Below are 23,484 nucleotides of genomic sequence, written 5' to 3'. Positions count from 1 at the left end.
CGACGTGCGCTTATACCAGCAGGTCGCCGACGTGCAGCACCTTCATGGTGTTGGTGCCGCCCTGGGCGGTGTAGCTGTCGCCCTTGGTCAGGATCACCCAGTCGCCCTTGGTCACCACGCCGCGCTTGAGCAACTCGTCGACCGCGGCCTGGCTGACCTTCTCCGCCGGCAGCGCCGCCGGGTCGAAGGGGATGGTTTCCACGCCGCGGAACATCGCCACGCGAGCCTGAGTCTCGCGGTGCGGGGAGTAGGCGTAAATCGGTACCGACGAGCGGATGCGCGACATGATCAGCGGGGTGAAGCCGCTTTCGGTCAGGCAGATGATCGCCTTGATCCCCGGGAAGTGGTTGGCCGTGTACATCGACGCCAGGGCGATGCTCTCGTCGCAGCGGTCGAAAGTCTGGCCGAGGCGATGGCTGGATTTCTGGCTGGTCGGGTGCTTCTCGGCGCCCTGGCAGACGCGGGCCATGGCTTTCACCGCTTCCACCGGGTACTCGCCGGCGGCGCTTTCCGCCGAGAGCATCACCGCGTCGGTGTAGTCGAGCACGGCGTTGGCCACGTCGGAGACTTCCGCGCGGGTCGGCATCGGGCTGTGGATCATCGACTCCATCATCTGGGTCGCGGTGATCACCACTTTATTGTTGCGGCGGGCGTGCAGGATGATCTTCTTCTGGATGCCGACCAGCTCGGCATCGCCGATTTCCACGCCGAGGTCGCCACGGGCCACCATTACCGCGTCGCTGGCACGAATCAGGCCGTCGAGTGCGTCGTCGTCGGCGACCGCCTCGGCGCGCTCGATCTTGGCCACCAGCCAGGCCTTGCCACCGGCCTCGGTGAGCAGGCGGCGGGCGTATTCCATGTCCTTGGCGTCGCGCGGGAAGGAAACGGCCACGTAGTCCAGGTCCATGTCCGCGGCCAGCTTGATGTCTGCCTTGTCCTTGTCGGTCAGCGCCGGCGCGGTGAGACCGCCGCCGCGGCGGTTGATGCCCTTGTGGTCGGACAGCGGGCCGCCGATCAGCACCCGGCAGCGCAGTTCGTCGGCGGCGACTTCCTCGACCACCATCACCACCCGGCCGTCGTCCAGCAGCAGCTCATCGCCGACCCCGCAGTCCTTCACCAGGTCCGGGTAGTCGATGCCGACCACTTCCTGGGTACCGGCGTCGCGGGCGTGGCTGGTGGAGAAGCGGAACTTGTCGCCGACCTGCAATTCGATGCGCTTGTTGGCGAACTTGGCGATGCGGATCTTCGGTCCTTGCAGGTCGCCGAGCAGGGCGACGAAGCGGCCGTGCTTGGCCGCCAGTTCGCGCACCAGCCTGGCGCGGGCGCGGTGTTCATCGGGGGTGCCGTGGGAGAAGTTGAGGCGGGCGACGTCGATCCCGGCCAGGATCAGTTGCTCCAGCACTTCCGGGGAATTGCTGGCTGGGCCGAGGGTGGCGACGATTTTGGTGCGGCGAACGGACATGCAAAGGACTCCTTGGATAACGCTGGCGTGCAGGCTACCACCGGCGAGGCTCGGCGGCGACTGCGGAGTCATACTATCTGCATCAGATGTCATTTGTCGGTTTGAGCACCAGCAGGTCGCATTCCACCTCCTCCAGGACGCGTTCGGCGGTCTGCCCGATCAGTGCGTTGTCCAGGTGCCCCCGGGCGACCGCGCCCATCAGCAGCAGGTCGATGTCGTTGGCCCGGACGAAGTCGGGGATCGCCTGCTCGGCATAGCCGGCCAGCAGGTGGCGGCGCTCCGCGGCGATCTCCGGGTAGGCTGCCAGCAGGTCGTCGAAGGCCTGGCGGTGACGTTCCTCATGTTGCAGCACGAAACGCTCGTAACCGGCGAGCATTTCCGCGTCGAACAGCAGGCTGCGCGGCATCGCCGCGTGGGTATGCAGGTAGTCGGCGCGCAGCCCCAGGCTGGCTTCGAGCTGGCGGGCGGCGGCGATCAGCCGGTGATCGAGGGCGGCCGGCTTGTCGCTGGCATGCAGCGGGTCGAGCGCCGCGCACAGGCGCTGGCCGCGCCAGGCGTCGTGATGGACCAGCCAGAGCGGCTGCGGGCAGTGGCGGATCAATTGCCAGTCGCTGTTGCCCAGTAGCAGGCGGCGCAGCAGGTTGTGCTTGCGGGTGCTCTTGAGGACCAGGTCGGGCCGGGTTTCGCCGACCCGTTGCAGGACCATCCGGTCCAGCGGCTTGCCCCACTGGGCCTCGACCTGAGTGCGGATGCCGGCCTGCTGCAGCGGCATGGAAAGCTGCTCCAGCCAGGTGACCCGTTCGTCCAGGTAAAGGTCGCGGGCACGCTGCAGCGAGTGACTGTCGAAGAACAGCCCGCCGTCCAGCGCCGGGTTGAAGTCGCACAGCAGCAACTCGACGCTGGCGCCGCTGCGTTCGGCGATCCACTGGGCACGGGAAAGGGCCGGCTGTTCGTCGCTGCTCGGGTCGACGACCACCAGCAGGTTATGCAGGTTCATGGCAACGCTCCTGGCATTGGGCGGGAATGCCATTGCAGACCAGGCGCCGCGACGGGCGCTTGATCTGGGTCAGTCCGGCGGGGATCAGCGAGGTTGCACGTTGAGCGCCTGGTCGAGGTGCCGGCCGGCCTTGTTCGACAATTCGCCTTCAGGATAGTCGAGCAACTGGCGACGCAGGTATTCGATGGCCTTGTCGCGGTTCGGGTGCGGGTTGTCCGGCGCCAGGTACATCAGGCCGAGCTGGTAGAGGGCTTTTTCCTTTATACCGGCAGGAATCGCCGGATCGTTGACCGCCAGCAGGTAGAGCTCGGCGGCTTCGTCGACCCGATCCTTGAGCACCGCGCGGCGCGACAGCAGGGTCATGTCCGGGTCGAGGCTGGTCTTGTAGAGGTCGAGGTTCTGCTGTGGCTTCCAGGTGGCGAGCAATTCGCGGGCGCTCTTCTGCACCGGCTCCCTGGCTCGCTGGCGCATCGCCAGCAGGCGCGCCTGGGCATGCTCGGCGGCGTGGGTGCCGGGGAACTCGCGGACCACGCGCTGGAAGTAGTCGGTGGCCTTGGCGTCGTCGCGCTGGTCGTTGTAGCGGCTCATGTAGATCAGGCCGATCTGGTACAGCGAGATACCGCGCACCTCGGCGCTGTAGCGGCTATTGTCGTAGCCGGTGAGGTAGAGCTTCTCCGCCTCGGCGCTCCTGTTGTCGCGGATCGCCATGGCGCTGTAGGTCAGCAGGTCGCCTTCCTCCTCGATGGCGGCGGTCATGCGGTTGCTCTTCATCTGCTTGTATTCGGCGACTTCGCCAGTGGTCACCTGGGCGACGAACAGCGGCGTGGTCGGCGAACAGGCGGCCAGCAGCGACAACAATGGGAGCAGGACGAGACGGCGGGCGAAGCGCATGGCATCTCCTTGGCGCCAGGGCGAGAGCCACCCCAGTCTAGTCAGGCCCTTCAGTCACGCCAATACGCGCCGATACAGTTCCCAACGGAGGATATGCCTATGCGAAGCTTGATCGTTGCCTGCCTGGCGCTGAGTGCCACCGGTTGTAACAGCTGGTCGCTGAACAGCGACCTGAACGGGGCCTACCGCGCCTACGACAAAGGCGATTGCGCACAGGTGATGCTCGACCTGTCGCGGGCCGAACGGCGGATTCGCGCGCGGCCCTACCTGCAGCCGGAAATCTCGCTGCTGCGCGGCCAGTGCCTGGAACGCCAGAGCCTGTTCGTTGACGCGGCGCAGACCTACCACTTCATCATCGCCCGTTACCCCACCAGCGAATATGCCTACCGTGCCAAGGCGCGGCTGGAGACGTTGCGCCAGTTGGGCCGGCTGAGCGAGACGCCGGCCTCGGCCAGCGCCGTGCCGACCCGCCTGTAGGCGGCCGGGAGGGATTGGACGGGCGTTCAGGCTGACCGTCGGTCGCATGGGACACCGGTCTATCCGGTAAGCTTCGCCCTGGATTTCACGGAGGAGGTTCGCATGCGTGCCCTGTGGTTCTGTGTCGCCCTGATGCCCGTGCTGGCGCAGGCGGACATCTATCGCTGGACCGATGCCCAGGGCAAGGTACACTTCTCCGCCACGCCACCGGCCGGCGCGCAACGCGTCGAAGTCAGGCCGCAGGTGGTGGAACGTGACGCCGCGACCCGCCAGCGCGAGCAGCGCACCCAGGAGTATTTCGATGCTCGTCGCGAGGAACGCACCGCCGCCGCCGAACGTGCCGGCCAGCGCCAGGCTGCGCTGGCCGAGGAATGCGGGCGCTTGCGGCAACAGTTGTCCCAGCTCGAACGCGGCGGCCGCTTCTATCGGCAGGACGCCGGCGGCGGGCCGGTTTATCTGAGCGATGCCGAGCTGGACGCCATTCGTCGCGAACTGGCCTCGCGGGAGTCCGAACGCTGCCGCTGAGCTTGTTCCCCGAGCGCCGGCATCGTCATACTGGACTGCAAATCATAGCGAAATGCCATTATGGGTCTTCAACGACATATCCAGCGCCATCAGTTGCCCAGCTACCTGAAGGTGTTCAATCGCATCACCGATAAGCCGATGGGCTACATCGGCAACGTCTCCGAGGACGGCCTGCTGCTGATCAGCCAATTGCCGATGCTGGTCGGCGCGCGTTTCGAACTGCGCCTGAAGGTTCCGGGACTGGGCGGTCGCCCGCAATGCATCGATTTTTCCGCCGACTGCCGGTGGACCTGCGAGGACGTCACGCCCGGTCATTTCGATTCCGGCTTCCACCTGCTGGCGCCGCCCGCCGAATTCCTCGAACTGGTGGAGGCGCTGCGCCGTTACTTCAGCTTCCCCCGCCAGCCGCAGTCGGTCTGATCCGTCAAAGCACGCCGGCGCGCTTCCAGCCCAGGTAGCGGCTGATCAGCTCCGGCCCGAGTTCGCTGGGACGAGCATCGAGCACTGGCACGCCGTGGGCCGCGAGCTTCTCGTGGAGGCCGTTGCGCGCATTCAGGTAGTCGATGGTGCCGGTGTAGGCGAGCGCCTGCTCGTAGCGGGCGACCGGCTCGTGGCGCAGGGTGTCGAGCACTTCCTCGCGCAGGCTGGCGACCAGCACCCGGTGCTGGCGGCCCAGGCGTTTCACCGCGCCGAGCAGTTCTTCGTCGTCCTCGTCGCGCAGGTTGGTTACCAGGATCACCAGGGCCCGCCGCCGCTGGCGGGACAGCACCGCCTGCACGGCTTCCGGGAAATCGGCGGGACGCTGGCTGGTCTGCAGGTCGTAGACGGTGTTGAGCAGCGCGCCGAGCTGGGCGCTGCCCTTGCCCGGCGGGAGATGCCGGCGGTCGTCGCCGGCGAAGGTCATGGCGCCCACCGCGTCGCCCTGGCGCAGGGCCACGTAGGCCAGCAGCAGGCTGGCGTTGAGGGCATGGTCGAAGTGCGACAGGTCGCCGTCCTGGCTGCGCATGCGGCGGCCGCAGTCGAGCAGGAAGAGGATCTGCTGGTCGCGTTCGTCCTGGTATTCGCGGGCGATCGGCGTGCGTTTGCGAGCGGTGGCCTTCCAGTCGATCTGGCGCAGGGTGTCGCCGTCGCGGAATTCGCGCAACTGGTGGAACTCCAGGCCGAGGCCGCGGCGCTGGCCGCCGCGTACGCCGATCTGGTTGAGCCAGTGGTCGACCGCCATCAGTTCGGCGCCGTAGAGGCGGGCGAAGTCCGGGTAGACGCGGGTCTCGCCGCGTGCTTCCAGGTAGCGGCGCTGCCGCCACAGGCGCAGCGGGCTGGGCAGTTCCAGCTCGCAGCGGGGAAACACGAAGTGACCGCGGTTGAGCGGCCGCACCCGGTAGCCGACCTCGGTGCTTTCGCCCGGGCGCAGTTCGACCTCCTGCGGCAGGTACTCGAAATCCATGCCGGCCGGCAGGTGATCGAACAGGGTCAGGCGAACCGGACGCCGATAGGTGTGCTGCAGATGCAGACGCACTTCGCTCCAGCGCCCCAGCGGCAGGTTGCCGCTGAGCTGGCGGCTCAGCTTCGGCACCGCCTGGCGGCGCGCCCACAGGGCGTCCAGCAGGCCGAGCAGGAGCAGCGCGGCGAGCGCCGCCCACCAGAATGTATGCAGTTGCGCAGGCAACCGCTGGCCGAGCGCCGACAGGCTGCCCAGGCCGATGGCCAGCAGCAGGAGCGCGGCGAACAGCGCCAGCAGGGCGCGCGATGGCTTCATACGCGGGGGGCCGGTACCTGGTCGAGCAACTGTTGCAGGACCTGGTCCACCGACAGCCCCTCGATGTCCAGCTCCGGAGACAGCCGGACCCGATGGCGCAGGACCGCCAGGGCACAGCCCTTGATGTCGTCCGGCACCACGAACTCGCCGCCGCGCAGCAGCGCCCGCGCCCGGCCGCAACGGACCAGGGCGATCGACGCGCGAGGTCCGGCGCCGAGGGCCAGGCCCGGCCAGTTGCGGGTGGTGCGGGCCAGGCGCACGGCATAGTCGAGGACCTGGTCGTCGATCGGCAGGTCGCTGGCGATCCGCTGCAGGGCGAGAACGTCCTTGTCCTTCAGCAGCGGCCGCAGGTTGGCCACGTCGAGCATGTCGCTGCGCGCGGAGCGGGTCACCTGGCGCACCAGGGTCTGTTCCTCGGCTTCGGCCGGGTAATCGATGCGCAGCTTGAGCATGAAGCGGTCGAGTTCGGCTTCCGGCAGCGGATAGGTGCCTTCCTGCTCGATCGGGTTCTGCGTCGCCAGCACCATGAACGGCTGCGGCACCGGCAGGGCGCGTCCTTCCAGGGTGACCTGGCGCTCCTGCATCACTTCCAGGAGGGCGGCCTGGGTCTTGGCCGGCGCGCGGTTGATCTCGTCCGCCAGCAGCAGGTGGGTGAACACCGGCCCCTTGCGCAGCTTGAACTGCTCGCTGGCGAGGTCGTATACGGCGTGGCCGGTGACGTCGCTGGGCATCAGGTCGGGGGTGAACTGGATGCGCGCGAAGCCGCCGTCGAAGCAGCGCGCCAGGGCGCGTACCAGCAGGGTCTTGCCGAGCCCCGGCACGCCTTCCACCAGCACGTGGCCGCCGGCGAGCAACGCGGTGAGCACGTCGTCGATCACTGCGCCCTGGCCGATCAGGGCTTTCTGCAGTTCGGTGCGCAGGGCCTGGGCCAGCTGGCTGGCGCGCTGGCGCTGGAGCGCCGGGTTGGGCGCGGTGCTCGGTTGTTCGGGCGTCTGTTCGCTCATAGGGCATTCCTGAGGCTTTGCAGGTGGGCGACCTGGCGGGTGAAGTCGGCAGCGGAAAGGCGCTGCGCCGGATATGGGCGCATGGCCTGGCTGATGGCGCTGGGTGGCAGGCGGGTCATGCGCCCGAGGATCTGCCATTGCTCGGCGACGCCGAGCTGTTCGAAACCGGGGTGGCGACGCCGCGCCCTGCGCAGGATGTCGCGTTGCAGACCGTGCAGCAAGGCGACGTGGCCGCGCTGGCGGAGGAGGAAGTCTGCGCCGGCGCGCAGGTGTTCCTCCAGTTGCCGGCGCGAACGGCTGGCCACCGGCTGCAAGGGACCCTGGCGCAGCCCTGCGCGCCACAGGCCGGCGAGCAACAGCAGCAGCGCTGCCGCCAGGGCCTCGGGGAAGTGGCGGGCGAGCAGGGTGGCGAGGCTGTCGCGTTCGGCGCGGTAGAGCAGGGTCACCTGGTTGTCCTGGGTCAGGTACCAGAGCAGCCAGGCGTTGTCGTACTGCTCGATGTTGCGGTTCTGCCAGATCCAGGCGTCGGTGAGCACCGTGACCAGGCCCTTGCCGTGCTGCATCTGCAACAGGTGGGTGGCGTCGCCGCTGTTGGCCCAGGCGTAGGCGTGGTTCTGCGGATCGTAGAGGTGGTAGTCGGGATCGAAGCCGATGTAGGCCGGCGAGCGCTCGTTTTCCAGGTACAGGCGGGTCAGTGCGGAATAGTCCGGCACGCTGTCGGCGGGTTCTTCTTCCTCGCCGGCGGTGTCCTCCGGCGGCGCTTCGGTCGCGTGGTCGTCGACGCTACCTTCGTCGGCGTCGGCGTCGGCGTCGGCGTCGGCGGTTTCCTCGCTGGCCCGGTCCTGGCTGTCGTCGAAGTCCTCGGTGAGGTACTGGCGGATATCCAGGCTGTCGAGCAGCAGGTCGCCGCTCTTCTTCTCGTCCTCGTCCCACAGGCGTTCGGCGATCAGCACCAGGTGCCCGCCCTGCTCGCTCCATTGCAGCAGGCGGCGAGCCTGGCCGGGAGTCATGCCGGAGCGGCTGCCGAGCAGGAGCAGGGTATGCCCGGAGGGCGGCAGCTCCTTGAGGACCTCAAGGCCGTCGGCACGGCTCACCGTGACCCCCTGCTTGCGCAGGAACAGTTCGGCGGCCAGGTAGGGATTGCGCCGGGCCTCCGGCGATGGGCCGAGGTCGATCGTCTCCGTATAGGGTTGCAGGCGGCTGGCCAGGAAGATCGCCAGCAGCCCGGCCAGCAGCAGGAGCACGGCAAGCAGCAGGAAGCGCGCGCGCCGGCTCATCATGGCTTGGCTCCCGCGGCGAAAAGGCTGCGCCAGCCGTCGCAGAGGCGCTGGCGAGTGTCGTCTGCCGGCAGCCGGTGGCCGTAGGCGAGCGCCTGCCATTGGGCGGTCAGCAGTTGGCTGTAGTGCAGCAGCGGCCGTTGTTGCTCCAGTCCTTCGACCAGGCGCAGGACCTCGCCCTCGGTATGGGAGCCCTTCAACGGCAGGCGGTAGTCATGCAGCAGTCGGCTGAGCAGCCCGCGGTAGAGCAGGCCGAGGGCTTCCCGTGGTTTCTCGTTCCAGAGCCGTTCGGCGTTGCTGGCGATGTCGTCGGGCAGGCTTTCCGGACTGAGATCGAGGCCGAACATCACCGTCGGCGCTTCGCGGCGGGCCCGTTGCGGCAAGCCCAGGTTGCCGACGAACAGGCGCAGCCATTCACGGTAGCGCCAGACCAGCAGGAACACCGCGCTGAACAGCAGCGCCCAGAGCAGCACTTCGATGACCTGCGCCGCGTGACGGAACGGCACCCAGTTGGCCAGGGCCTCGAAGAATGCCTTGAGCCGCTCTTCGTCCTCCTTGCGGCTGTCCTTTTTCTCGGTCTTGTCGCCGAAGCGCCAGCCCGTAACGGTCTCGCTGTTCTTGAACGGCGCGCCGTCGACGATCGCCCGGATCTGCTTGCCGGCCTGTTCGCTGTTGAGTTTCTGCCGCAGCAGGCGGGCCTGCTCGGGCGGCAGCTCGGCTTCGCCGGCGCTGGTGGCGGCCGCCGGCTCGGCGTAGGCGGAAGGGGCGGGCAGCCAGGCCAGCGAAGCGGTCAGGCCGAGCAGCAGGACATAGGCGCTGCCGACCAGACGCTGGCGCAGGCGGCGGAACACCAGCTCGATGTCCCAGGCTTCCAGTTCGGTGCGCCGGTTCAGGTAGAGGGTGAAGCCGCAGGCCACGTAGATCGGCTCCCAGACTACCAGCACCAGGACGTAGAGCAGGTTCGACAGGTGCTCCAGCCAGAGCCACTCGCCGGCTTCCGGGTCGAGCAGGCTCTGCCAGTTCCAGTCGATCTCGTTCTGCGCCGGGATCAGCAGGTAGAGAAGCATGGCGAAGCCGGCCCAGAGCGCCATTTCCAGGTGCACGCCGACCACGGTCAGCCAGGTCGCGCCGCCGGCGTTGCGCTGGGACAATACGATCAGGCGCTGGCTGCGAGGCTCCCCGGCGAGCCCTTCCAGTTGCAGGACCGGCAGGTCGAAGCTGCGCGTCGGACTGAAGCGGCGCCACAGCAGGCTGGCCGGCAACTGCTTCCTCAGCAGGGCGGGATAGGCGCGCAGGGCCTGCCTCAGGGTTGGCGTATCGCCGAACAGGGCGTGCGAGAGAATGTACAGCGGCAGCCGTTCGAAGGCCGGCTTGAGCCACCAGAAGATCAGGATCGCCAGGGTCGGATGCTGCCACAGCAGGAGGCTGAGCACGGCGAACAGCGGCAGGGTCAGCAACGCCCAGCTGCCCATCAGCAGGCGCGCATGGCGATGCGCCAGGAGGATGCCGAGGTCGAGCGCTTCCCAGGCGCTGCGCGGGCGGATCGCCACGCTGGCGTCAGTCAGGCGCATGGCGGCTCCGTCCGGCGAACAGGAAGTAGCTGCCGACCAGCAGCCAGAGGACCGCGCCGACCGCGTACTTCACCCGCGGCTCGAAATGACTGATGGAAGACCAATAGGCCTCGGTGAAGGCCGCCAGCAGCAACAGCACGATCACCCCGGCGATCAGTTGCACGCTGCGCCGGGCGGCCAGCCGCAGGGCTTCGCCGCGGGTCAGGCGACCTGGCGCGAGCAGCGCCCAGCCGAGCTTGAGGCCGGCGGCGCCGGCGAAGGTGATGGCGGTCAGTTCGAACGCGCCGTGGCCGATGACGAACGGCCAGAAGGTCTGCACGTAGCCGATCTGCGTCAGGTGGCCGGCCACCGAACCGATCATCAGGCCATTGAACAGCAGGAAGAACAGGCTGCCGAGTCCCAGCAGCACGCCGCTGGCGAAGGTCTGAAAGGCGATGCCGATGTTGTTCATGATGTAGAAGCCGAACATTTCCCAGTCGTCGCTGGTGTCGCGTGCCCCCAACGGACCCAGGCGGGTGGTTTCCGGGGCGTACATAGACTCCATCTCGCTGACCTTGTCCGGGCTGACCACGCTGTAGATCAGGTCGGGAAAGTGATAGACCAGCAGCCCCATGAGCAGGGCGCTGCCGTAGAACAGCAGGCTGGCCACGGCGATGCTGCGCCACTCCTCGCGGACCAGGCGCGGCAGGCCGGCGAGCAGGAAGCCGAGGATGCGGCTGCCGAGGTGGCTGCGGTGCCGGTAGAACTGCTGGTGGCCGCGCATCGCCAGTTGCTGCAACTGGTCGATCAGGTGACTGCTGTAGCCGCGCTCCTGGGCCAGCGCCAGTTGCTGGCAGAGGCGCCGGTAATCGGCGGCGAAGTCGTCGCTGGAGCCTTCCAGCTTCTTGCCTTTCTCGAGGAAGGCGAGGCGTTTGTCGAAGCGTTGCCAGGCGGCCTGGTGGCGCTGTTCGAAGAGGCTCTGTTTCATGCGCTCTCCTGACGCAGGCCGAGAAAGCCGCGGGCGATGCCGTTGATCTCGGCCTGGGCGCGTACCGGCTCGACGCCCAGCGGTTCGGCGAGAATGCCCGCCAGTTCCTCGCGGCGTGCCGAGGAAAGCGCCGCGCCGCGTTCGGCGAAACCGAGGAAGGCGCGCTGTTCTTCCAGGCTCATGGGGAAGGGCGGCAGTTGCGGCTCGACGTCAGGCAGGCTGGGCCGGCTCAGTTCGGGTTCGCGGTAGACCACCAGGGTGCCGGCGGCGATGTCGCCCAGGCGCTTGAAGGCCGGATGGTTCAGGCAACAGAGCAGACCGAGGGCGTAGCCGAAGGGCAGGATGTCGGCGAAGCGCAGCAGGTTGCGCAGCAGCGACGCGGCCCAGCCCACCGGAGTGCCGTCGTCGTGGACGACGCGCAGTCCCATCATCTGCTTGCCGGGCGAGCGGCCCTGGTTGAGCACCTCGAAGAGGACCATGTACCACCAGGTCATGATGAAGGTCAGCAGCAGGCCGAGGCCGGCGCCGAGCTTGCCCAGGAACGCCAGGCCGAGCATCAGCACCAGCATGATCAGGCCGCGGATGCAGAGGTCGATGGTATAGGCCAGGGCCCGGGGGACGACGCCGGCGGGACGCAGGAGCAGGTCGATGCCTTCCGGCGTTTCCACGTGGTAGTGGGTGTCGAGGACCTCGGCGCCTGGCCGGGAGGCGGGCGCGACGAGGCGAGCGGCTGCGTTCGGTGGCATCGGGGGGCCGTGTCGGGGAAAGTCAGATGCTAGCCAGCGTGGCGTCATCAGGCAACCGGGCCGCCGCGACGGCCCGGTCTGCACCTCAGTTGCCCAGCGGGCGAACGCCGAAGATGGTGCGGTAGAGAATACCCATGGAGACGACGAACAGCGGGCCGGTCCAGATCAGGCCGATGAACAGCGGGATCATGCTCACCAGCATCAGCAGGCTCAGCACCAGCAGCAGGCCGAACACCTTGAACCAGTGGCGGCTGATGGCCTTGCGCGAGGTTTCCAGGGCCTGCCAGGGCGTCAGGCCGCGCTCGGCCACCAGCGGCAGGGCGAGCATGTAGGCGACGCTCAGGTAGAGACCGGGGATGATCAGCAGGAAGAAGCCGACGTAGACCATCAGCATCATCAGCAGGCCGGTGAGCAGCAGCGGCACCAGCATGCCGAAGTAGTTGAACATTTCGTTGAAGGTCGCCGGCTGGTCGGCGGCGCGGCGGATGCCGATCATGGTCAGGCCGGTGAAGAACGGGTAGCCCACCGCCGTGGCGACCAGGCTGGCGATCATCTGGCCGACCGCGAAGGCGATGGGATCGGCCTCGCTCATCAGGCCGATACCGCCGAAGAGCAGGGTGAGGATGAAGGTGATGGTCTGGATCACCACGCTGTAGACCACGAAGGCGCCGATCAGGATGCCTTTGACGCCCTTGATCTTGGCCCAGGCTTCGCTGATCACGTCGCCGATGCGGAAGTCGTAGTCGCCGATGACCGGCGGCACCGCCTGGGTCGGTTGCAGGGCGCTGGCGGGGGTGGCGTAGGGATTGCTGGTGTCGTTCATGGTGCTGTCCTTGTCAGTGAAACGGGCATCCGTGCGAGCGGAATGCTAGCGAGGGCGGAGGGGACAACGCAAGGTTCGGATGGCAGATATGCGCACTGACGCGCCCTGGCGGGCCGTGCCTACGGCGCTTTCCGTGAGTTCGTTGGAAAACCTGGAAATCCCCGAAGTGGGTCGCGAGCTTCGCGGCAGTCACTGGTAGACTGCCCGGTGCCGCCAGAAAGGGAATGACCGTGAACGCGAGTATTTTTTGGTACGACTACGAAACCACCGGCATCGACCCTCGCCGCGACCGGCCGTTGCAGATCGCCGGGATCCGCACGGACGAGGCGCTGAACGAGATCGGCGAGCCGATGAACCTGTATTGCCGTCCCAGCGACGATATCCTGCCCCACCCTATGGCTTGCCTGATCACCGGCATCACTCCCCAGCGGCTGGCCGAGCGGGGGCTGTCCGAGGCCGACTTCATGACCCGGGTATACGCCCAACTGGCGCAGCCGGCGACCTGCGTGGCCGGCTACAACTCCCTGCGCTTCGACGACGAAGTGACGCGCTACAGCCTGTACCGCAACTTCTTCGATCCCTACGCCCGCGAGTGGCAAGGCGGCAATAGCCGCTGGGACCTGATCGACATGGTCCGTACCGCCTATGCCCTGCGCCCGGAGGGCATCCAGTGGCCGCAGCTGGACGGCCGGCTGTCGCTGAAGCTGGAAATGCTCACCGCGGCGAACGGCCTGGAGCATGGGCAGGCCCACGACGCGCTTTCCGATGTCCGCGCCACCATTGCCCTGGCCCGCCTGATCCGTCAGCGCCAGCCGCGCCTGTACGATTACCTCTACCAGTTGCGCAGCAAGCACAAGGTGCTCGACCAGGTGCGCCTGCTGCAGCCGCTGGTGCATGTCTCCGGACGCTTTTCCGCGGAGCGCCATTTCCTCTCGGTGGTCCTGCCGCTGGCCTGGCACCCGCGCAACCGCAATGCTCTGATCGTCTGCGACCTCTGCGCCGATCCCGCGCCGCTGCTGGAGTTGTCGGCCGAAGACTTGCGCAGGCGCCTGTATACCCGTCGCGACGAACTGGCCGAGGGCGAGTTGCCGGTGCCGCTGAAGCAGATCCAGGTCAACCGTTGCCCGGTGGTGGCGCCGCTGTCGGTATTGCGCGCCGAGGATCGCCAGCGAACCGGCATCGAACTCGATGAGTGCCAGCAAAAAGCCGAGCTGTTGCGCCAGCATCAAACCGTCTGGGCGGACAAACTGACAGCGCTATATGGCGAAGAAAGTTTCTCCGCCAGCGACGACCCCGAGCAACAGTTGTATGACGGATTTATTGGCGATCGGGATCGACGCCTTTGTGAACAGCTGCGCCTTGCCGAACCGGAGCAATTGGCCAAAGAACAATGGCCCTTCGACGATGCCCGTTTGCAGGAGTTGTTCTTCCGCTATCGTGCGCGAAATTTCCCGGAAACTTTAAATGCAGCCGAGCGCCAACAATGGGAAAGCTTCTGCCGCAATCGTTTGTCCCATGAAGAATACGGCGCACCGAATACTTTGCCGGCCTTCGAGGCGGCGCTGGAGGCTTGTCGGCAAGAGCAGGGCGGCACATTGCCGGCGGTACTTGCGGCCTGGCGCGATTACGCCGCGGAACTGCGTCAACGCTATTCGCTGGAGACTTGAGGGCGCAGGCAGAGGAGCCGATACAATCCGGCGGAAATGAAAAACGCCAGCACTGGGCTGGCGTTCTTCGTGGAACTGACTGGTTTAGCCGAGCAGGGTGGCCCAGCTCTCGACGGCCTCGGGGCCCCACTTGGCTTTCCACTCTTTCAAAGTCTTGTGGTTGCCGCCCTTGGTCTCGATGACTTCGCCGGTGTGCGGGTTCTTGTACTGCTTGACCTTGCGCGCGCGCTTGCCGGCAGGCGCCTTGGCGGTGCGGGTGCTCTTGCCGATCTTGGCGTCCGGATCGAGCAGGGAAATCACGTCACGCAGGGACTTCTGGTAAGTGCCCATCAGCGTGCGCAGCTTCTCTTCGAATTCCAGTTCTTTTTTCAGTTTGTCGTCTTGTTCCAGGGACTTCAGGCGCTCCTGAAGTTCCTTGATGGCTTCTTCCGTGGCGCGATATTCGTTGATCAGGGACATGTCAGGTACCTTGTCTGTGCTGAGTGGCGGTGGCGGGCATGTAAGTAGATTCAATAATAGTCAGGGCGAAACTGTAAGTAAACCGCGATGAAAACTTTTCTCGATGAAATTCAAAGTAATTAATTCCGCATCGGGATTGCCCTGTTGTGCGGGTTTATTCTCTCGCGCAACAGCCTGTCGAAAGACCTTCGCCGAGGCTGAACTTTTCCCGCCATGCCGCTAGAATGGCGGCCTTTCGCGATGTTTCTGGAGTATACCCATGCGCACTTTTCGGCTGGTGATCGCCTGTCCCGACGGGGTCGGGATCGTTGCCAAGGTGAGTAACTTCCTGGCCACCTACAATGGCTGGATCACCGAAGCCAGCCATCATTCCGACAACGATAACGGCTGGTTCTTCATGCGCCACGAGATCCGTGCCGACTCTCTGCCGTTCGACCTGGATGGCTTCCGCCAGGCTTTCGCCCCGATCGCCCGCGAATTCTCCATGGAATGGCGAATCACCGATTCCGAGGTGAAGAAGCGCGTGGTGCTGATGGCCAGCAAGGAGTCCCATTGCCTGGCCGATCTGCTGCACCGCTGGCACAGCGGCGAACTGGACTGCGAGATTCCCTGCGTGATCGCCAACCACGACGACCTGCGCAGCATGGTCGAGTGGCACGGCATCCCGTATTTCCACGTTCCCGTCGATCCGCAGGACAAGCAGCCGGCCTTCGATGAAGTTTCCCGGCTGATCGACGAACATGGCGCCGACTGCATCGTCCTGGCTCGCTACATGCAGATCCTGCCGCCGGACCTGTGCCGCAAGTACGCCCACCAGGTGATCAACATCCACCACAGCTTCCTGCCGTCCTTCATCGGCGCCAAGCCGTATCACCAGGCGTCGAAGCGCGGGGTCAAGCTGATCGGCGCGACCAGCCATTACGTGACCGAGGAACTGGATGCCGGTCCGATCATCGAGCAGGACGTGGTGCGGGTCACTCACCGCGACAACGTCGAAGACATGGTGCGGCTGGGCAAGGATGTGGAAAAACTGGTGCTCGCGCGCGGACTGCGCTATCACCTGGAAGACCGCGTACTGGTACACGGCAACAAGACGGTGGTGTTCGACTGAGTCGGCTTCCCTGGAATGCCGGCCAGGGCCGGCACCCGGAGGAACGAACATGAGCGATCCCAGGTCGGCGGGCACCGCCAGCCCGCCACCGACCCTCGGCGAGGGTTGCACAAGCCGTTACGACATCGACGCCCTCGGCGACGAGGACGGAACCGAGTTTCCCGGCGCGGCCGAACTCTGGCGGCGTATCCAGGAGAGCGCCAGCGAGACGGGCGAGGCTGACGCCGAGGATACGCTCAGGAAGAAGCCTCGCGACTGCTGATCAGCTTCTTCAGCAGCGGGCGTCCGGCGAGCACGGCGAACACCGGGCCGCCGGCGACGAGGTAGAAATAGAAGGTCACCGCTCGCCAGATGACGATGGCCGCCGCCGCCGTCGACTTGCCGATCATGGGGGCCAGCAGGGCCGCCGAGGTCAGCTCGGTGCCGCCGGCGCCGCCGGGGATCAGCGAGAGCTGTCCGGCGCTGAGCGAGACCATCTGGATCAGGAAGGTCCAGGCCCACTGGATATCCACTCCCAGGCCGCGCAGGGTCAGATCGAGCACGCTGAAGCGCAGTAGCCAGTGCGTACTGCTGAGAAGGAAGACCGCCAGCAGGCGTCGTTTCGGCAGGCGCAGGCTGTCGTGCAGGGCAATGCGGAAATGCAGGATCTTGCGGCCCCAGTGCAGGCGCTTGCGCGATGACACGCCGAGCCGCGCCAGAACCCGCCCGTTGAAGCGGATCACCTGGTGCAGGTAGCGGATCAGCATTACCGCGCCGACGAACAGGCCGACCAGGAATACCGCGCTGAAGATCAGGCTCGATTCCATGTTCGGGCTCAGCGAATGGCTGAGGGCATAGATCAGGATCGCGCCGAGGGCGCAGAGGAAGAACGTCAGGTCGGCCAACTGGTCGACCGCGAACACCGCGCTGGTCTGTGCCGGGCGCAGGCCGCGCCGGGCCAGCAGCGCCATCAGGGTCAACGGCCCGCCGCTGCCGCCCGGAGTGGCGCAGAAAGCGAATTCGCTGGCCATGATGATGCCGACGCTCTGCAATTGCCCGAGCTTGCCGGCGCGCCCGGCGAGCAGCAGGCGCAGGCGCAGGCCGTTGATGAACCAGCAGACCACGATCATGCCGAACATCAGCAGCAGACTGTCCAGCGGGAAGGCGCGCAAGCGCGGGAACATGTCGCTGCCGCCGAGCACCAGCGGAATCAGCGAGGCACCGATCAAACCGAACAGCAGTAACCAGCCTCGACTCATGCCGCGCGGTCCAGGGCGAGGTGGCGCTCCAGCCAGTCGATCTTGGTCAACGGCTGGCGCCCCTCGGATAGCAGGGTGCGCAGGGTACTCAGCCAGTATTCGCGGGAAAAGCGATGGCGCATGTCGACCGGATGGAGTCCGAGACGGATCACCGGCGCTGCGCGCCAGGCCCGGCGGCGCTGCTCGCTGAGCGCCCAGGAGAGGCCGCGACGCCAGGCACTGCGCGCGCTCCAGACCAGGCCGGGGGCCTCGATCGGTTGCAGGTGGGGAAGCAGATACAGGTTGGACGGGTCGCTGGTGTAGCGCAGCCCGCTCTCGCCGAGCGCCTGGCGGGTGCCGGCGCTCATCAGCCAGGCCGGCGCGACGAAACCGTGCAGCGGCCATCCGCGGCGGCGGAACAGCTCGATGCCGGCGGCCAGGCGGGTCTTGGCCTCGGCGTGGTCGAGGGCATAGAACTCTCCCTCCCAGGTGTAGATGCGACGCATGAAGTATTGCCCTGGAGTACGCGGTGGTGGGGCGTCATCGTAGTGATAGAAGCCGTGGAGAGCCAGTTCGTCACCCCGGGTTACCCGCCGCGAGAGCAGTTTGCAGAACTTTTCGTCGGCTTCCAGCGGGTTGCGATGGTGGAAGTCGGGCACTACCAGCCAGGTCATGGGGACCTCACCGAGCGCGTCCACGGCCTCGACGAAGGGCCGGTAGTCCGGCCAGGTTTCCGGGGCCACGTCGTGCAACACCAGCAGCAGGCTGCGTTCAGCCATAGCGCGGGAACCTCGCCTCGCTGTCGCCGAGTACCGCGTGGTAGTGCAGGAGCAGACCGGCGACCACCGCGTCCCAGGCATGCTGGCGCTCGACGTGACGGCGGGCGCGCTGGCCGCGCAGCTCGACGTCGTGGCTGAACAGTTCGCGCACCGCGCAGGCCATGGCGTCGCCGTTGTTCGGTGCGCAGAGCACGCCGCAACGCTCCGGGACTATTTCCGCCAGTGCCCCGGCGCGCACCGCCACCACCGGAATGCCGCTGGCCATCGCTTCGAGTGCGACCAGGCCGAAGGTCTCCTGGTCACCGGCGTGCAGCAGCGCGTCGCTGCTCGCCAGCAGGCGGGCGACTTCGCGGCTGTCGCAGAAATGGTCGACCACGCTGGTGTTGCGCGGAACCCGGGTCGGCATGTTGGAACCCACCAGCAACAGGTGATAGCCGTCGCCGAGGCGCTGGATGGCGTCGAGCAGTACCGGCAGGTTCTTTTCCCGCGAACCGCGCCCGGCGAACACCAGCAGGCGGGTTTCCTCGTCCAGGCCGAGTTCCTGGCGCAGCCCCGGATCGCGGTTGCTCGGATGGAAGGTGACGAGGTCGACGCCCAGCGGTTGTACATGCACGTCGGCGACGCCCAGGCGCATCAGCTTTTCCGCCATTACCCGACTGGGGGCCAGGACCCGGTCGAAGTGGCCGTACAGCTTGCTGACGTAGTTGTCCGCGTTGGTGCCGAGCCAGGCGCCCATGCGATTGCTCACCAGCAGCGGCAGGTCGGAGTGGTAGAAGCCGATCACCGGCACGTCCAGCCGACGTCGCGCGTCGAGCGCCGCCCAGGCGGTGAGGTAGGGGTCGCCGACCTCGATCAGGTCCGGTTGCAGATTGCGCAGCACCTTGCGCCAGGGGCCGCGACGGAGAGGGAAGCGGTAGCCATTGCCGAATGGCAGCGGCGGCGCCGGCACCTCGTGGATGCCGTTCGCCTGGCGGTAGCTGGCGCCGGGAACCAGCACGCTGTGGCGAATGCCGGGATAGTGCCAGAGATGGCGATGCTTGGCTTCGAGATAGGTGCGTACCCCCCCGCTGGCAGGCGCGTAGAACATGGTCATATCGGCGATGTGCACGATGGGCCTTCCTCCGTTGAGCTTGTTCCTTCTGCCACTCAGTGGACCACCGGCACCGGCAGTCGTTCGAACGGTGTGCGGGAGCCGTGGGTAGCTTCAAGTCTAGGAAAGAAAGCGCGAGCCGGCGCGCTTGCGGCAGCCAGCGCGGGAATAGGTCGCAGAGGGAGCGGGCGGAGAGGAAGGCATGCCTCGGGAGGCATCCTGGCAGGATAAGGGTGAACAACGCCGTTGGCGTTGTTCACCCTACGAATGGCCGGGGGCAGGGCGGATAGCCGCGGCGCGATTATCCGCCGGTTCGGCTACGGCTCGGGCAGTGCTCAGATCTTGAAGCTGTCCACCAGCTGGCGCAGGCGCCCGGCCTGGGTTTCCAGCTCGCCGCAGGCGCGCAGGGTGGCCTGGAGGTTCTCCACGCCTTCCTGGTTGAGGGTGTTGATCTCGGTGATGTCCATGTTCAGCGAATCGACCACCGCGGTCTGCTCCTCGGTGGCGGTGGCCACCGACTGGTTCATCCCGTCGATCTCGGCGATCCGTCCGGTGACGCTGCTCAGGCGTTCGCCGGCACGGTTGGCGATCTCCACGCTTTCAAGGCTGTAGCGCTGACTCTCGGTCATGGTACTGACCGCTTCCTGGGCGCCGATCTGCAGTTCCTCGATCATCTTCTGGATCTGCTGGGCCGACTCCTGGGCGCGGTGGGCCAGGTTGCGCACCTCGTCGGCGACCACTGCGAAGCCGCGTCCGGCTTCGCCGGCGCGCGCGGCTTCGATGGCGGCGTTGAGGGCGAGCAGGTTGGTCTGCTCGGAGATGCCCTTGATCACTTCGAGGATCTGGCCGATGTTCACCGTGCGGCTGTTGAGGGCCTCGATGTTGGCGCAGGAGGCGCTGATCTTCTCGGAAAGCTCGTTCATCGCGCGGATGGTCTGCTCGACCACCTGCTTGCCGTCTTCGGCCTGGTGGTTGGCGTCGGAGGCGTGGTGCGAGGCATCGGCGGCGTTGCGGGCGATTTCCTGGGCGGCGGCGCCGAGTTCGTTGATCGCCGCGGCGACGCTGTTGGTGCGGTTGGACTGCTCGTCGGAGTTGGCCATCGAGGAGTTCGAGGCGTTCACCACCAGTTGCGCCACGTCGTGCAGTTGGCGAGCGGTGCCGGCGACCTCGCGGATCGATTCGTGGATACGCTCGACGAAGCGGTTGAAGGAAATGGCCAGGGCCCCGAACTCATCGTTGCTGGTGACCTTCAGGCGCTTGGTCAGGTCGCCTTCGCCCTGGGCGATGTCCTGCATGGCGCGGCCCATGTCGGTGAGCGGCTGCATCAGTACGCGGATCAGCATGCCGAGGAGGAGGACGATGGCGACCACCGCGATCAGCGCGGCGACGATCGCCGAGGTACGCAGCTTGGTGAGCATGGCATAGGCCTTGTCCTTGTCCACCGAGATGCCGATGTACCAGTCCAGGCCGGACAGGCCCTTGACCGGAGAGAAACTGAGGATCCGGGTGTTGCCGTGCAGCTCGGCCTCGCTGAAGCCGCTGCCGATCTTCGGCGTGTTGCGTGGGTAGACGTCGCTGAGGCTCTTCATGACCTGGTCCTTGTCCGGATGGACGAGGATCTTGCCGTCGCCGCTGACCAGGAAGGCGTAGCCCATGCCGCCGAAGTCCAGCGAGTTGATGATCTTCACCACCGTCTGCAGGCTGAGGTCGCCGCCGACCACGCCGAACGGCTGGCCGCCCTGGCGCGCCGGGCTGGCGATGGTCAGTACCAGCTCGTGGATGGCCGGCTCCATGTAGGGTTCGGTGAGGGTGGTCTGGCCGGCGCTGGTGGCGGCGTTGTACCAGGGGCGGCGGCGCGGGTCGTAGTCGGCCGGCAGGTCGCTGGTGGGGCGCGCGGTGTAGGTGCCGTCGGTCTGCCCCAGGTAGGTGAAGAGGAAGGTCGAGCCCAGCAGCGGCTGTTCCAGCAGGGCCTGGGTGGTCTCCGGGCTGTGGTCGCGGGCCAGGGTCTGGGCCAGGTTCTCGATCAGCAGGATGCGCCCGCTCAGCCAGTTCTGCACGTTGCTGGCGGTGATCTCGCCCATTTCGTGCAGGTAGTCCTCCAGGTCCTCGCGGATCGAGGCACGCTGCAGGGAGTCGTTGTAGAGGGTGAACAGGGAGAAGGTCGCGATCACCACCAGCGCGGCGGCGAGCAGGATCTTGTGGCTGAACTTGAGACTTTTGATCATGGTTTCTTGCATCCGGGAGGCGCGGGCGCGCTGTCGTGAACAGCCCCAGTTGGATCGCAACTGCAAGGCTTGCCGTGTCTGTCGGCGGCAAGTCCGGAAGCTTTAGCGCAACGGATGAATGGTTTCACCGAATGCGACCTGGAGAACGAAAAAAAGCGCCCGTGGGCGCTTTTCGTCGGCAGGGCGGATAACCGCATCGCGGTTGTCCGCCGGTTCGGCGACGAGACCGGCCGGTCTCAGATCTTGAAGCTGTCCACCAGTTGGCGCAGGCGCCCGGCCTGGGTTTCCAGCTCGCCACAGGCGCGCAGGGTGGCCTGGAGGTTCTCCACGCCTTCCTGGTTGAGGGTGTTGATCTCGGTGATGTCCATGTTCAGCGAGTCGACCACCGCGGTCTGCTCCTCGGTGGCGGTGGCCACCGACTGGTTCATCCCGTCGATCTCGCCGATCCGCCGGGTCACGCTGCTCAGGCTTTCGCCGGCACGGTTGGCGATCTCCACGCTCTCCAGGCTGTAGCGCTGGCTCTCGGTCATGGTGGCCACCGCCTCGCGGGCGCCGACTTGCAGCTCTTCGATCATCTTCTGGATCTGCTGGGCCGACTCCTGGGCGCGATGGGCCAGGTTGCGCACCTCGTCGGCGACCACTGCGAAGCCGCGTCCGGCCTCGCCGGCGCGCGCGGCTTCGATGGCGGCGTTGAGGGCGAGCAGGTTGGTCTGCTCGGAGATGCCCTTGATCACTTCGAGGATCTGGCCGATGTTCACCGTGCGGCTGTTGAGGGCCTCGATGTTGGCGCAGGAGGCGCTGATCTTCTCGGAAAGCTCGTTCATCGCGCGGATGGTCTGCTCGACCACCTGTTTGCCGTCCTCGGCCTGGTGGTTGGCGTCGGACGCATGGTGCGAGGCATCGGCGGCGTTGCGGGCGATTTCCTGGGCGGCGGCGCCGAGTTCGTTGATCGCCGCGGCGACGCTGTTGGTGCGGTTGGACTGCTCGTCGGAGTTGGCCATCGAAGAGTTCGAGGCGTTCACCACCAGTTGCGAGACGTCGTGCAGTTTGTGCGCGGTCCCGGCGACTTCCCGGATCGAGCGATGGATACGCTCGACGAACTGGTTGAAGGCATCGCCGAGCACTCCGAATTCATCGCGGCTGGTCACGGCGAGGCGCTTGGTCAGGTCGCCCTCGCCCTGGGCGATGTCCTGCATGGCACGGCCCATCAGGTGCAGCGGCTGCATCAGCAGGCGGATCAGCAGGCCGAGCAGAACCAGGATGGCGACGATGGAGATCAGCGCGGCGGCGATGGCCGAGACGCGGAACTTGCTGAGCATGGCGTAGGCCTTGTCCTTGTCGATGGACAGCGCCAGGTACCAGGTCACCGAAGGCAGGCCCTTGATAGGGGTAAAGGCGAGGATGCGGGTATGCCCGTGCAATTCGGCCTCGCTGAAACCGGTGGCGATCTTCGGCGTGTTCTGCGGGTAGACCTCGCTCAGGGTCTTCATCACCTGCTCTTTGTCCGGGTGCACCAGGATCTTGCCGTCGCCGCTGACCAGGAAGGCGTAGCCCATGCCGCTGAAGTCCAGCGAATTGATGATCTGCACCAGGGTCTTCAGGCTGAGGTCGCCGCCTACCACGCCGAGGGTGTTGCCAGCGGCCTTCACCGGTGTCGCCGCGGTGATGATCAATTCCTGGGTGGCGGCGTCGACGTAGGGTTCGGTCAGGGTCAGGCCGCCGGCCGCCACGGCGTCCTTGTACCAGGGCCGGCTGCGCGGATCGTAGCCGGCCGGCATCGGGCTGTCCGGACGCATGGTGAAGACGCCGTCCTGCTGGCCGAGGTAGGTGAAGCTGAAGGTCGAGGTCAGGGCCGGCTGTTCGAGCAGGGCGCTGACGGTTTCCGGGCTGTGGTCGCGGGCCAGGGTCTGGGCGGTCTGCTCGACCAGCAGCAGACGGCCGCCGAGCCAGTTCTGAATGTTGCTGGAAGTCACGTCACCCATTTCCCGCAGGTAGCTTTCGAGGTCCTCGCGGATCGCGTTGCGCTGCAGGTAATCGTTGTAGAGGGTGAACAGTGCGAAAGCGGCGAACACCACGAGGGAGGCCGCGAGGAGGATCTTGTGGCTGAACTTCAGACTTTTGATCATGTTGTATTGCGTCCAGGAGTATGTAGCGCCAGTCTTTGACCAGACCCCTGCGACCGTTCCGCGGGCGCAGGGGCTTTCCGTACGCCTTGCAGCGTCGGGCGGGTCGCGCGGGTGGGTAGTCCGTCGACCCAGGCACGGCCTTGTGCCACGAAGCCACGGTTCCCTGGGTGGCTCCGAAGAATGCGTGATACGGATACGATGGCGATTTTTCCTGTCTCAGCAAGGCCCGAAGGTCTTCGCTGAAGCTGGACGGCCAGATCGGGTCGATGCGCTGGCCCGACGCCCTTCGCGGGAACCCGCGCATATTGGTACGC

At 66.4% G+C, this 23,484-nt stretch carries 22 protein-coding genes; 6 read left to right on the top strand and 16 right to left on the bottom strand.

Features of this window, described 5'->3' with window-relative positions; all coding sequences use genetic code 11:
• Nucleotides 1-10: 10 nt before the first annotated feature.
• From pyk to ACI766_RS23430, 3 genes are all read right to left on the bottom strand, one after another.
• Complete coding sequence (gene pyk / locus ACI766_RS23440; protein ID WP_003093930.1) at nt 11-1,462, bottom strand: pyruvate kinase; 1,452 nt, start codon at nt 1,460-1,462, stop codon at nt 11-13.
• An 82-nt stretch (nt 1,463-1,544) separates the two neighbouring features.
• Complete coding sequence (locus ACI766_RS23435; RefSeq protein ID WP_003120856.1) at nt 1,545-2,459, bottom strand: universal stress protein; 915 nt, start codon at nt 2,457-2,459, stop codon at nt 1,545-1,547.
• An 84-nt stretch (nt 2,460-2,543) separates the two neighbouring features.
• A complete protein-coding gene (locus ACI766_RS23430) occupies nt 2,544-3,350 on the bottom strand; it encodes a tetratricopeptide repeat protein (RefSeq protein ID WP_003455444.1) in 807 nt (268 codons plus the stop codon).
• A 93-nt stretch (nt 3,351-3,443) separates the two neighbouring features.
• Here ACI766_RS23430 and ACI766_RS23425 point away from each other — a divergent pair, with 93 nt between their 5' ends.
• The 3 genes from ACI766_RS23425 to ACI766_RS23415 all read left to right on the top strand — a co-directional run bounded on the left by ACI766_RS23425 (nt 3,444) and on the right by ACI766_RS23415 (nt 4,772).
• Nucleotides 3,444-3,827 (top strand): tetratricopeptide repeat protein, encoded by a 384-nt coding sequence (locus ACI766_RS23425; protein ID WP_003120855.1) that lies wholly within the window; start codon nt 3,444-3,446, stop codon nt 3,825-3,827.
• Nucleotides 3,828-3,929: 102 nt separating this feature from the next.
• On the top strand, nt 3,930-4,352 hold the full coding sequence (locus ACI766_RS23420) for a DUF4124 domain-containing protein (RefSeq protein WP_003093901.1): 423 nt from the start codon (nt 3,930-3,932) through the stop codon (nt 4,350-4,352).
• A 60-nt stretch (nt 4,353-4,412) separates the two neighbouring features.
• Nucleotides 4,413-4,772: a PilZ domain-containing protein gene (locus ACI766_RS23415; RefSeq protein WP_003093898.1), complete on the top strand. Its 360-nt coding sequence runs from the start codon at nt 4,413-4,415 to the stop codon at nt 4,770-4,772.
• Between the two features lie 4 nt (nt 4,773-4,776).
• Here ACI766_RS23415 and ACI766_RS23410 read toward each other — a convergent pair whose 3' ends face one another.
• From ACI766_RS23410 to ACI766_RS23380, 7 genes are read right to left on the bottom strand one after another with little or no spacing between them, the layout of a single operon-like run.
• On the bottom strand, nt 4,777-6,108 hold the full coding sequence (locus tag ACI766_RS23410) for a DUF58 domain-containing protein (protein ID WP_003112779.1): 1,332 nt from the start codon (nt 6,106-6,108) through the stop codon (nt 4,777-4,779).
• Complete coding sequence (locus ACI766_RS23405; protein ID WP_003112780.1) at nt 6,105-7,112, bottom strand: AAA family ATPase; 1,008 nt, start codon at nt 7,110-7,112, stop codon at nt 6,105-6,107. Before ACI766_RS23405 ends, ACI766_RS23410 begins: the two co-directional genes overlap by 4 nt.
• The gene (locus ACI766_RS23400) at nt 7,109-8,392 is read right to left on the bottom strand and encodes a DUF4350 domain-containing protein (RefSeq protein ID WP_003123274.1); all 1,284 of its coding nucleotides are present in this window, start codon (nt 8,390-8,392) and stop codon (nt 7,109-7,111) included. Before ACI766_RS23400 ends, ACI766_RS23405 begins: the two co-directional genes overlap by 4 nt.
• A complete protein-coding gene (locus ACI766_RS23395) occupies nt 8,389-9,960 on the bottom strand; it encodes a DUF4129 domain-containing protein (RefSeq protein ID WP_003112782.1) in 1,572 nt (523 codons plus the stop codon). Before ACI766_RS23395 ends, ACI766_RS23400 begins: the two co-directional genes overlap by 4 nt.
• Nucleotides 9,947-10,927 carry a stage II sporulation protein M gene (locus ACI766_RS23390; RefSeq protein WP_003093893.1) on the bottom strand — a complete coding sequence of 327 codons (981 nt, stop codon included), beginning with the start codon at nt 10,925-10,927 and terminating at the stop codon, nt 9,947-9,949. The genes ACI766_RS23395 and ACI766_RS23390 overlap by 14 nt, the downstream gene beginning before the upstream one ends.
• On the bottom strand, nt 10,924-11,721 hold the full coding sequence (locus ACI766_RS23385) for an RDD family protein (RefSeq protein WP_003123273.1): 798 nt from the start codon (nt 11,719-11,721) through the stop codon (nt 10,924-10,926). Before ACI766_RS23385 ends, ACI766_RS23390 begins: the two co-directional genes overlap by 4 nt.
• A 37-nt stretch (nt 11,722-11,758) precedes the next feature.
• Nucleotides 11,759-12,496 (bottom strand): hypothetical protein, encoded by a 738-nt coding sequence (locus ACI766_RS23380; protein ID WP_003101171.1) that lies wholly within the window; start codon nt 12,494-12,496, stop codon nt 11,759-11,761.
• Nucleotides 12,497-12,720: 224 nt separating this feature from the next.
• Between ACI766_RS23380 and sbcB the strand changes: the two genes are divergently transcribed.
• On the top strand, nt 12,721-14,163 hold the full coding sequence (gene sbcB / locus ACI766_RS23375) for an exodeoxyribonuclease I (RefSeq protein WP_023104872.1): 1,443 nt from the start codon (nt 12,721-12,723) through the stop codon (nt 14,161-14,163).
• 84 nt (nt 14,164-14,247) lie between these two features.
• On the opposite strand, the gene mvaT is transcribed toward sbcB, so the two are convergent.
• The gene (gene mvaT / locus ACI766_RS23370) at nt 14,248-14,622 is read right to left on the bottom strand and encodes a histone-like nucleoid-structuring protein MvaT (RefSeq protein ID WP_003093888.1); all 375 of its coding nucleotides are present in this window, start codon (nt 14,620-14,622) and stop codon (nt 14,248-14,250) included.
• A 259-nt stretch (nt 14,623-14,881) separates the two neighbouring features.
• Here mvaT and purU point away from each other — a divergent pair, with 259 nt between their 5' ends.
• Nucleotides 14,882-15,733 carry a formyltetrahydrofolate deformylase gene (gene purU, locus ACI766_RS23365; protein WP_003101174.1) on the top strand — a complete coding sequence of 284 codons (852 nt, stop codon included), beginning with the start codon at nt 14,882-14,884 and terminating at the stop codon, nt 15,731-15,733.
• A 49-nt stretch (nt 15,734-15,782) separates the two neighbouring features.
• Nucleotides 15,783-15,995 (top strand): hypothetical protein, encoded by a 213-nt coding sequence (locus ACI766_RS23360; protein ID WP_003101176.1) that lies wholly within the window; start codon nt 15,783-15,785, stop codon nt 15,993-15,995.
• On the opposite strand, the gene ACI766_RS23355 is transcribed toward ACI766_RS23360, so the two are convergent.
• The 5 genes from ACI766_RS23355 to pctA form a co-directional block, all read right to left on the bottom strand.
• Nucleotides 15,970-16,971 carry a lysylphosphatidylglycerol synthase transmembrane domain-containing protein gene (locus ACI766_RS23355; RefSeq protein WP_003120851.1) on the bottom strand — a complete coding sequence of 334 codons (1,002 nt, stop codon included), beginning with the start codon at nt 16,969-16,971 and terminating at the stop codon, nt 15,970-15,972. The two genes, ACI766_RS23360 and ACI766_RS23355, sit on opposite strands and share 26 nt — an antisense overlap.
• Nucleotides 16,968-17,729, bottom strand: a complete 762-nt coding sequence (locus ACI766_RS23350; RefSeq protein ID WP_023104871.1) for a DUF2334 domain-containing protein — start codon at nt 17,727-17,729, stop codon at nt 16,968-16,970. Before ACI766_RS23350 ends, ACI766_RS23355 begins: the two co-directional genes overlap by 4 nt.
• Nucleotides 17,722-18,837, bottom strand: a complete 1,116-nt coding sequence (locus ACI766_RS23345; protein ID WP_003101181.1) for a glycosyltransferase family 4 protein — start codon at nt 18,835-18,837, stop codon at nt 17,722-17,724. Before ACI766_RS23345 ends, ACI766_RS23350 begins: the two co-directional genes overlap by 8 nt.
• Nucleotides 18,838-19,154: 317 nt before the next feature.
• Entirely contained in the window at nt 19,155-21,044 is a 1,890-nt protein-coding gene (gene pctB, locus ACI766_RS23340; RefSeq protein WP_003148126.1) for a methyl-accepting chemotaxis protein PctB, read from the bottom strand.
• 236 nt (nt 21,045-21,280) lie between these two features.
• The gene (pctA, locus tag ACI766_RS23335; RefSeq protein ID WP_003148125.1) at nt 21,281-23,170 is read right to left on the bottom strand and encodes a methyl-accepting chemotaxis protein PctA; all 1,890 of its coding nucleotides are present in this window, start codon (nt 23,168-23,170) and stop codon (nt 21,281-21,283) included.
• Nucleotides 23,171-23,484 lie beyond the last annotated feature (314 nt).

It is taken from the genome of Pseudomonas sp. DL (genome assembly GCF_047199225.1).
Classification (GTDB): Bacteria; Pseudomonadota; Gammaproteobacteria; order Pseudomonadales; family Pseudomonadaceae; genus Pseudomonas; species Pseudomonas aeruginosa.
This window is presented reverse-complemented; position numbering and strand designations above follow the sequence as displayed.

Bases quoted from the DNA above. Each gene is read 5' to 3' on its own strand.
- ACI766_RS23405 (WP_003112780.1), bottom strand. From the start codon at position 7,112: ATGAGCGAACAGACGCCCGAACAACCGAGCACCGCGCCCAACCCGGCG.
- ACI766_RS23380 (WP_003101171.1), bottom strand. From the start codon at position 12,496: ATGAACGACACCAGCAATCCCTACGCCACCCCCGCCAGCGCCCTGCAA.
- ACI766_RS23415 (WP_003093898.1), top strand. From the start codon at position 4,413: ATGGGTCTTCAACGACATATCCAGCGCCATCAGTTGCCCAGCTACCTG.
- ACI766_RS23425 (WP_003120855.1), top strand. From the start codon at position 3,444: ATGCCTATGCGAAGCTTGATCGTTGCCTGCCTGGCGCTGAGTGCCACC.
- sbcB (WP_023104872.1), top strand. From the start codon at position 12,721: ATGACCGTGAACGCGAGTATTTTTTGGTACGACTACGAAACCACCGGC.
- purU (WP_003101174.1), top strand. From the start codon at position 14,882: ATGCGCACTTTTCGGCTGGTGATCGCCTGTCCCGACGGGGTCGGGATC.
- ACI766_RS23430 (WP_003455444.1), bottom strand. From the start codon at position 3,350: ATGCGCTTCGCCCGCCGTCTCGTCCTGCTCCCATTGTTGTCGCTGCTG.
- pctA (WP_003148125.1), bottom strand. From the start codon at position 23,170: ATGATCAAAAGTCTGAAGTTCAGCCACAAGATCCTCCTCGCGGCCTCC.
- ACI766_RS23420 (WP_003093901.1), top strand. From the start codon at position 3,930: ATGCGTGCCCTGTGGTTCTGTGTCGCCCTGATGCCCGTGCTGGCGCAG.
- ACI766_RS23360 (WP_003101176.1), top strand. From the start codon at position 15,783: ATGAGCGATCCCAGGTCGGCGGGCACCGCCAGCCCGCCACCGACCCTC.
- mvaT (WP_003093888.1), bottom strand. From the start codon at position 14,622: ATGTCCCTGATCAACGAATATCGCGCCACGGAAGAAGCCATCAAGGAA.
- ACI766_RS23390 (WP_003093893.1), bottom strand. From the start codon at position 10,927: ATGAAACAGAGCCTCTTCGAACAGCGCCACCAGGCCGCCTGGCAACGC.
- ACI766_RS23355 (WP_003120851.1), bottom strand. From the start codon at position 16,971: ATGAGTCGAGGCTGGTTACTGCTGTTCGGTTTGATCGGTGCCTCGCTG.
- pctB (WP_003148126.1), bottom strand. From the start codon at position 21,044: ATGATCAAAAGTCTCAAGTTCAGCCACAAGATCCTGCTCGCCGCCGCG.
- ACI766_RS23350 (WP_023104871.1), bottom strand. From the start codon at position 17,729: ATGGCTGAACGCAGCCTGCTGCTGGTGTTGCACGACGTGGCCCCGGAA.
- pyk (WP_003093930.1), bottom strand. From the start codon at position 1,462: ATGTCCGTTCGCCGCACCAAAATCGTCGCCACCCTCGGCCCAGCCAGC.
- ACI766_RS23410 (WP_003112779.1), bottom strand. From the start codon at position 6,108: ATGAAGCCATCGCGCGCCCTGCTGGCGCTGTTCGCCGCGCTCCTGCTG.
- ACI766_RS23435 (WP_003120856.1), bottom strand. From the start codon at position 2,459: ATGAACCTGCATAACCTGCTGGTGGTCGTCGACCCGAGCAGCGACGAA.
- ACI766_RS23385 (WP_003123273.1), bottom strand. From the start codon at position 11,721: ATGACGCCACGCTGGCTAGCATCTGACTTTCCCCGACACGGCCCCCCG.
- ACI766_RS23400 (WP_003123274.1), bottom strand. From the start codon at position 8,392: ATGATGAGCCGGCGCGCGCGCTTCCTGCTGCTTGCCGTGCTCCTGCTG.
- ACI766_RS23395 (WP_003112782.1), bottom strand. From the start codon at position 9,960: ATGCGCCTGACTGACGCCAGCGTGGCGATCCGCCCGCGCAGCGCCTGG.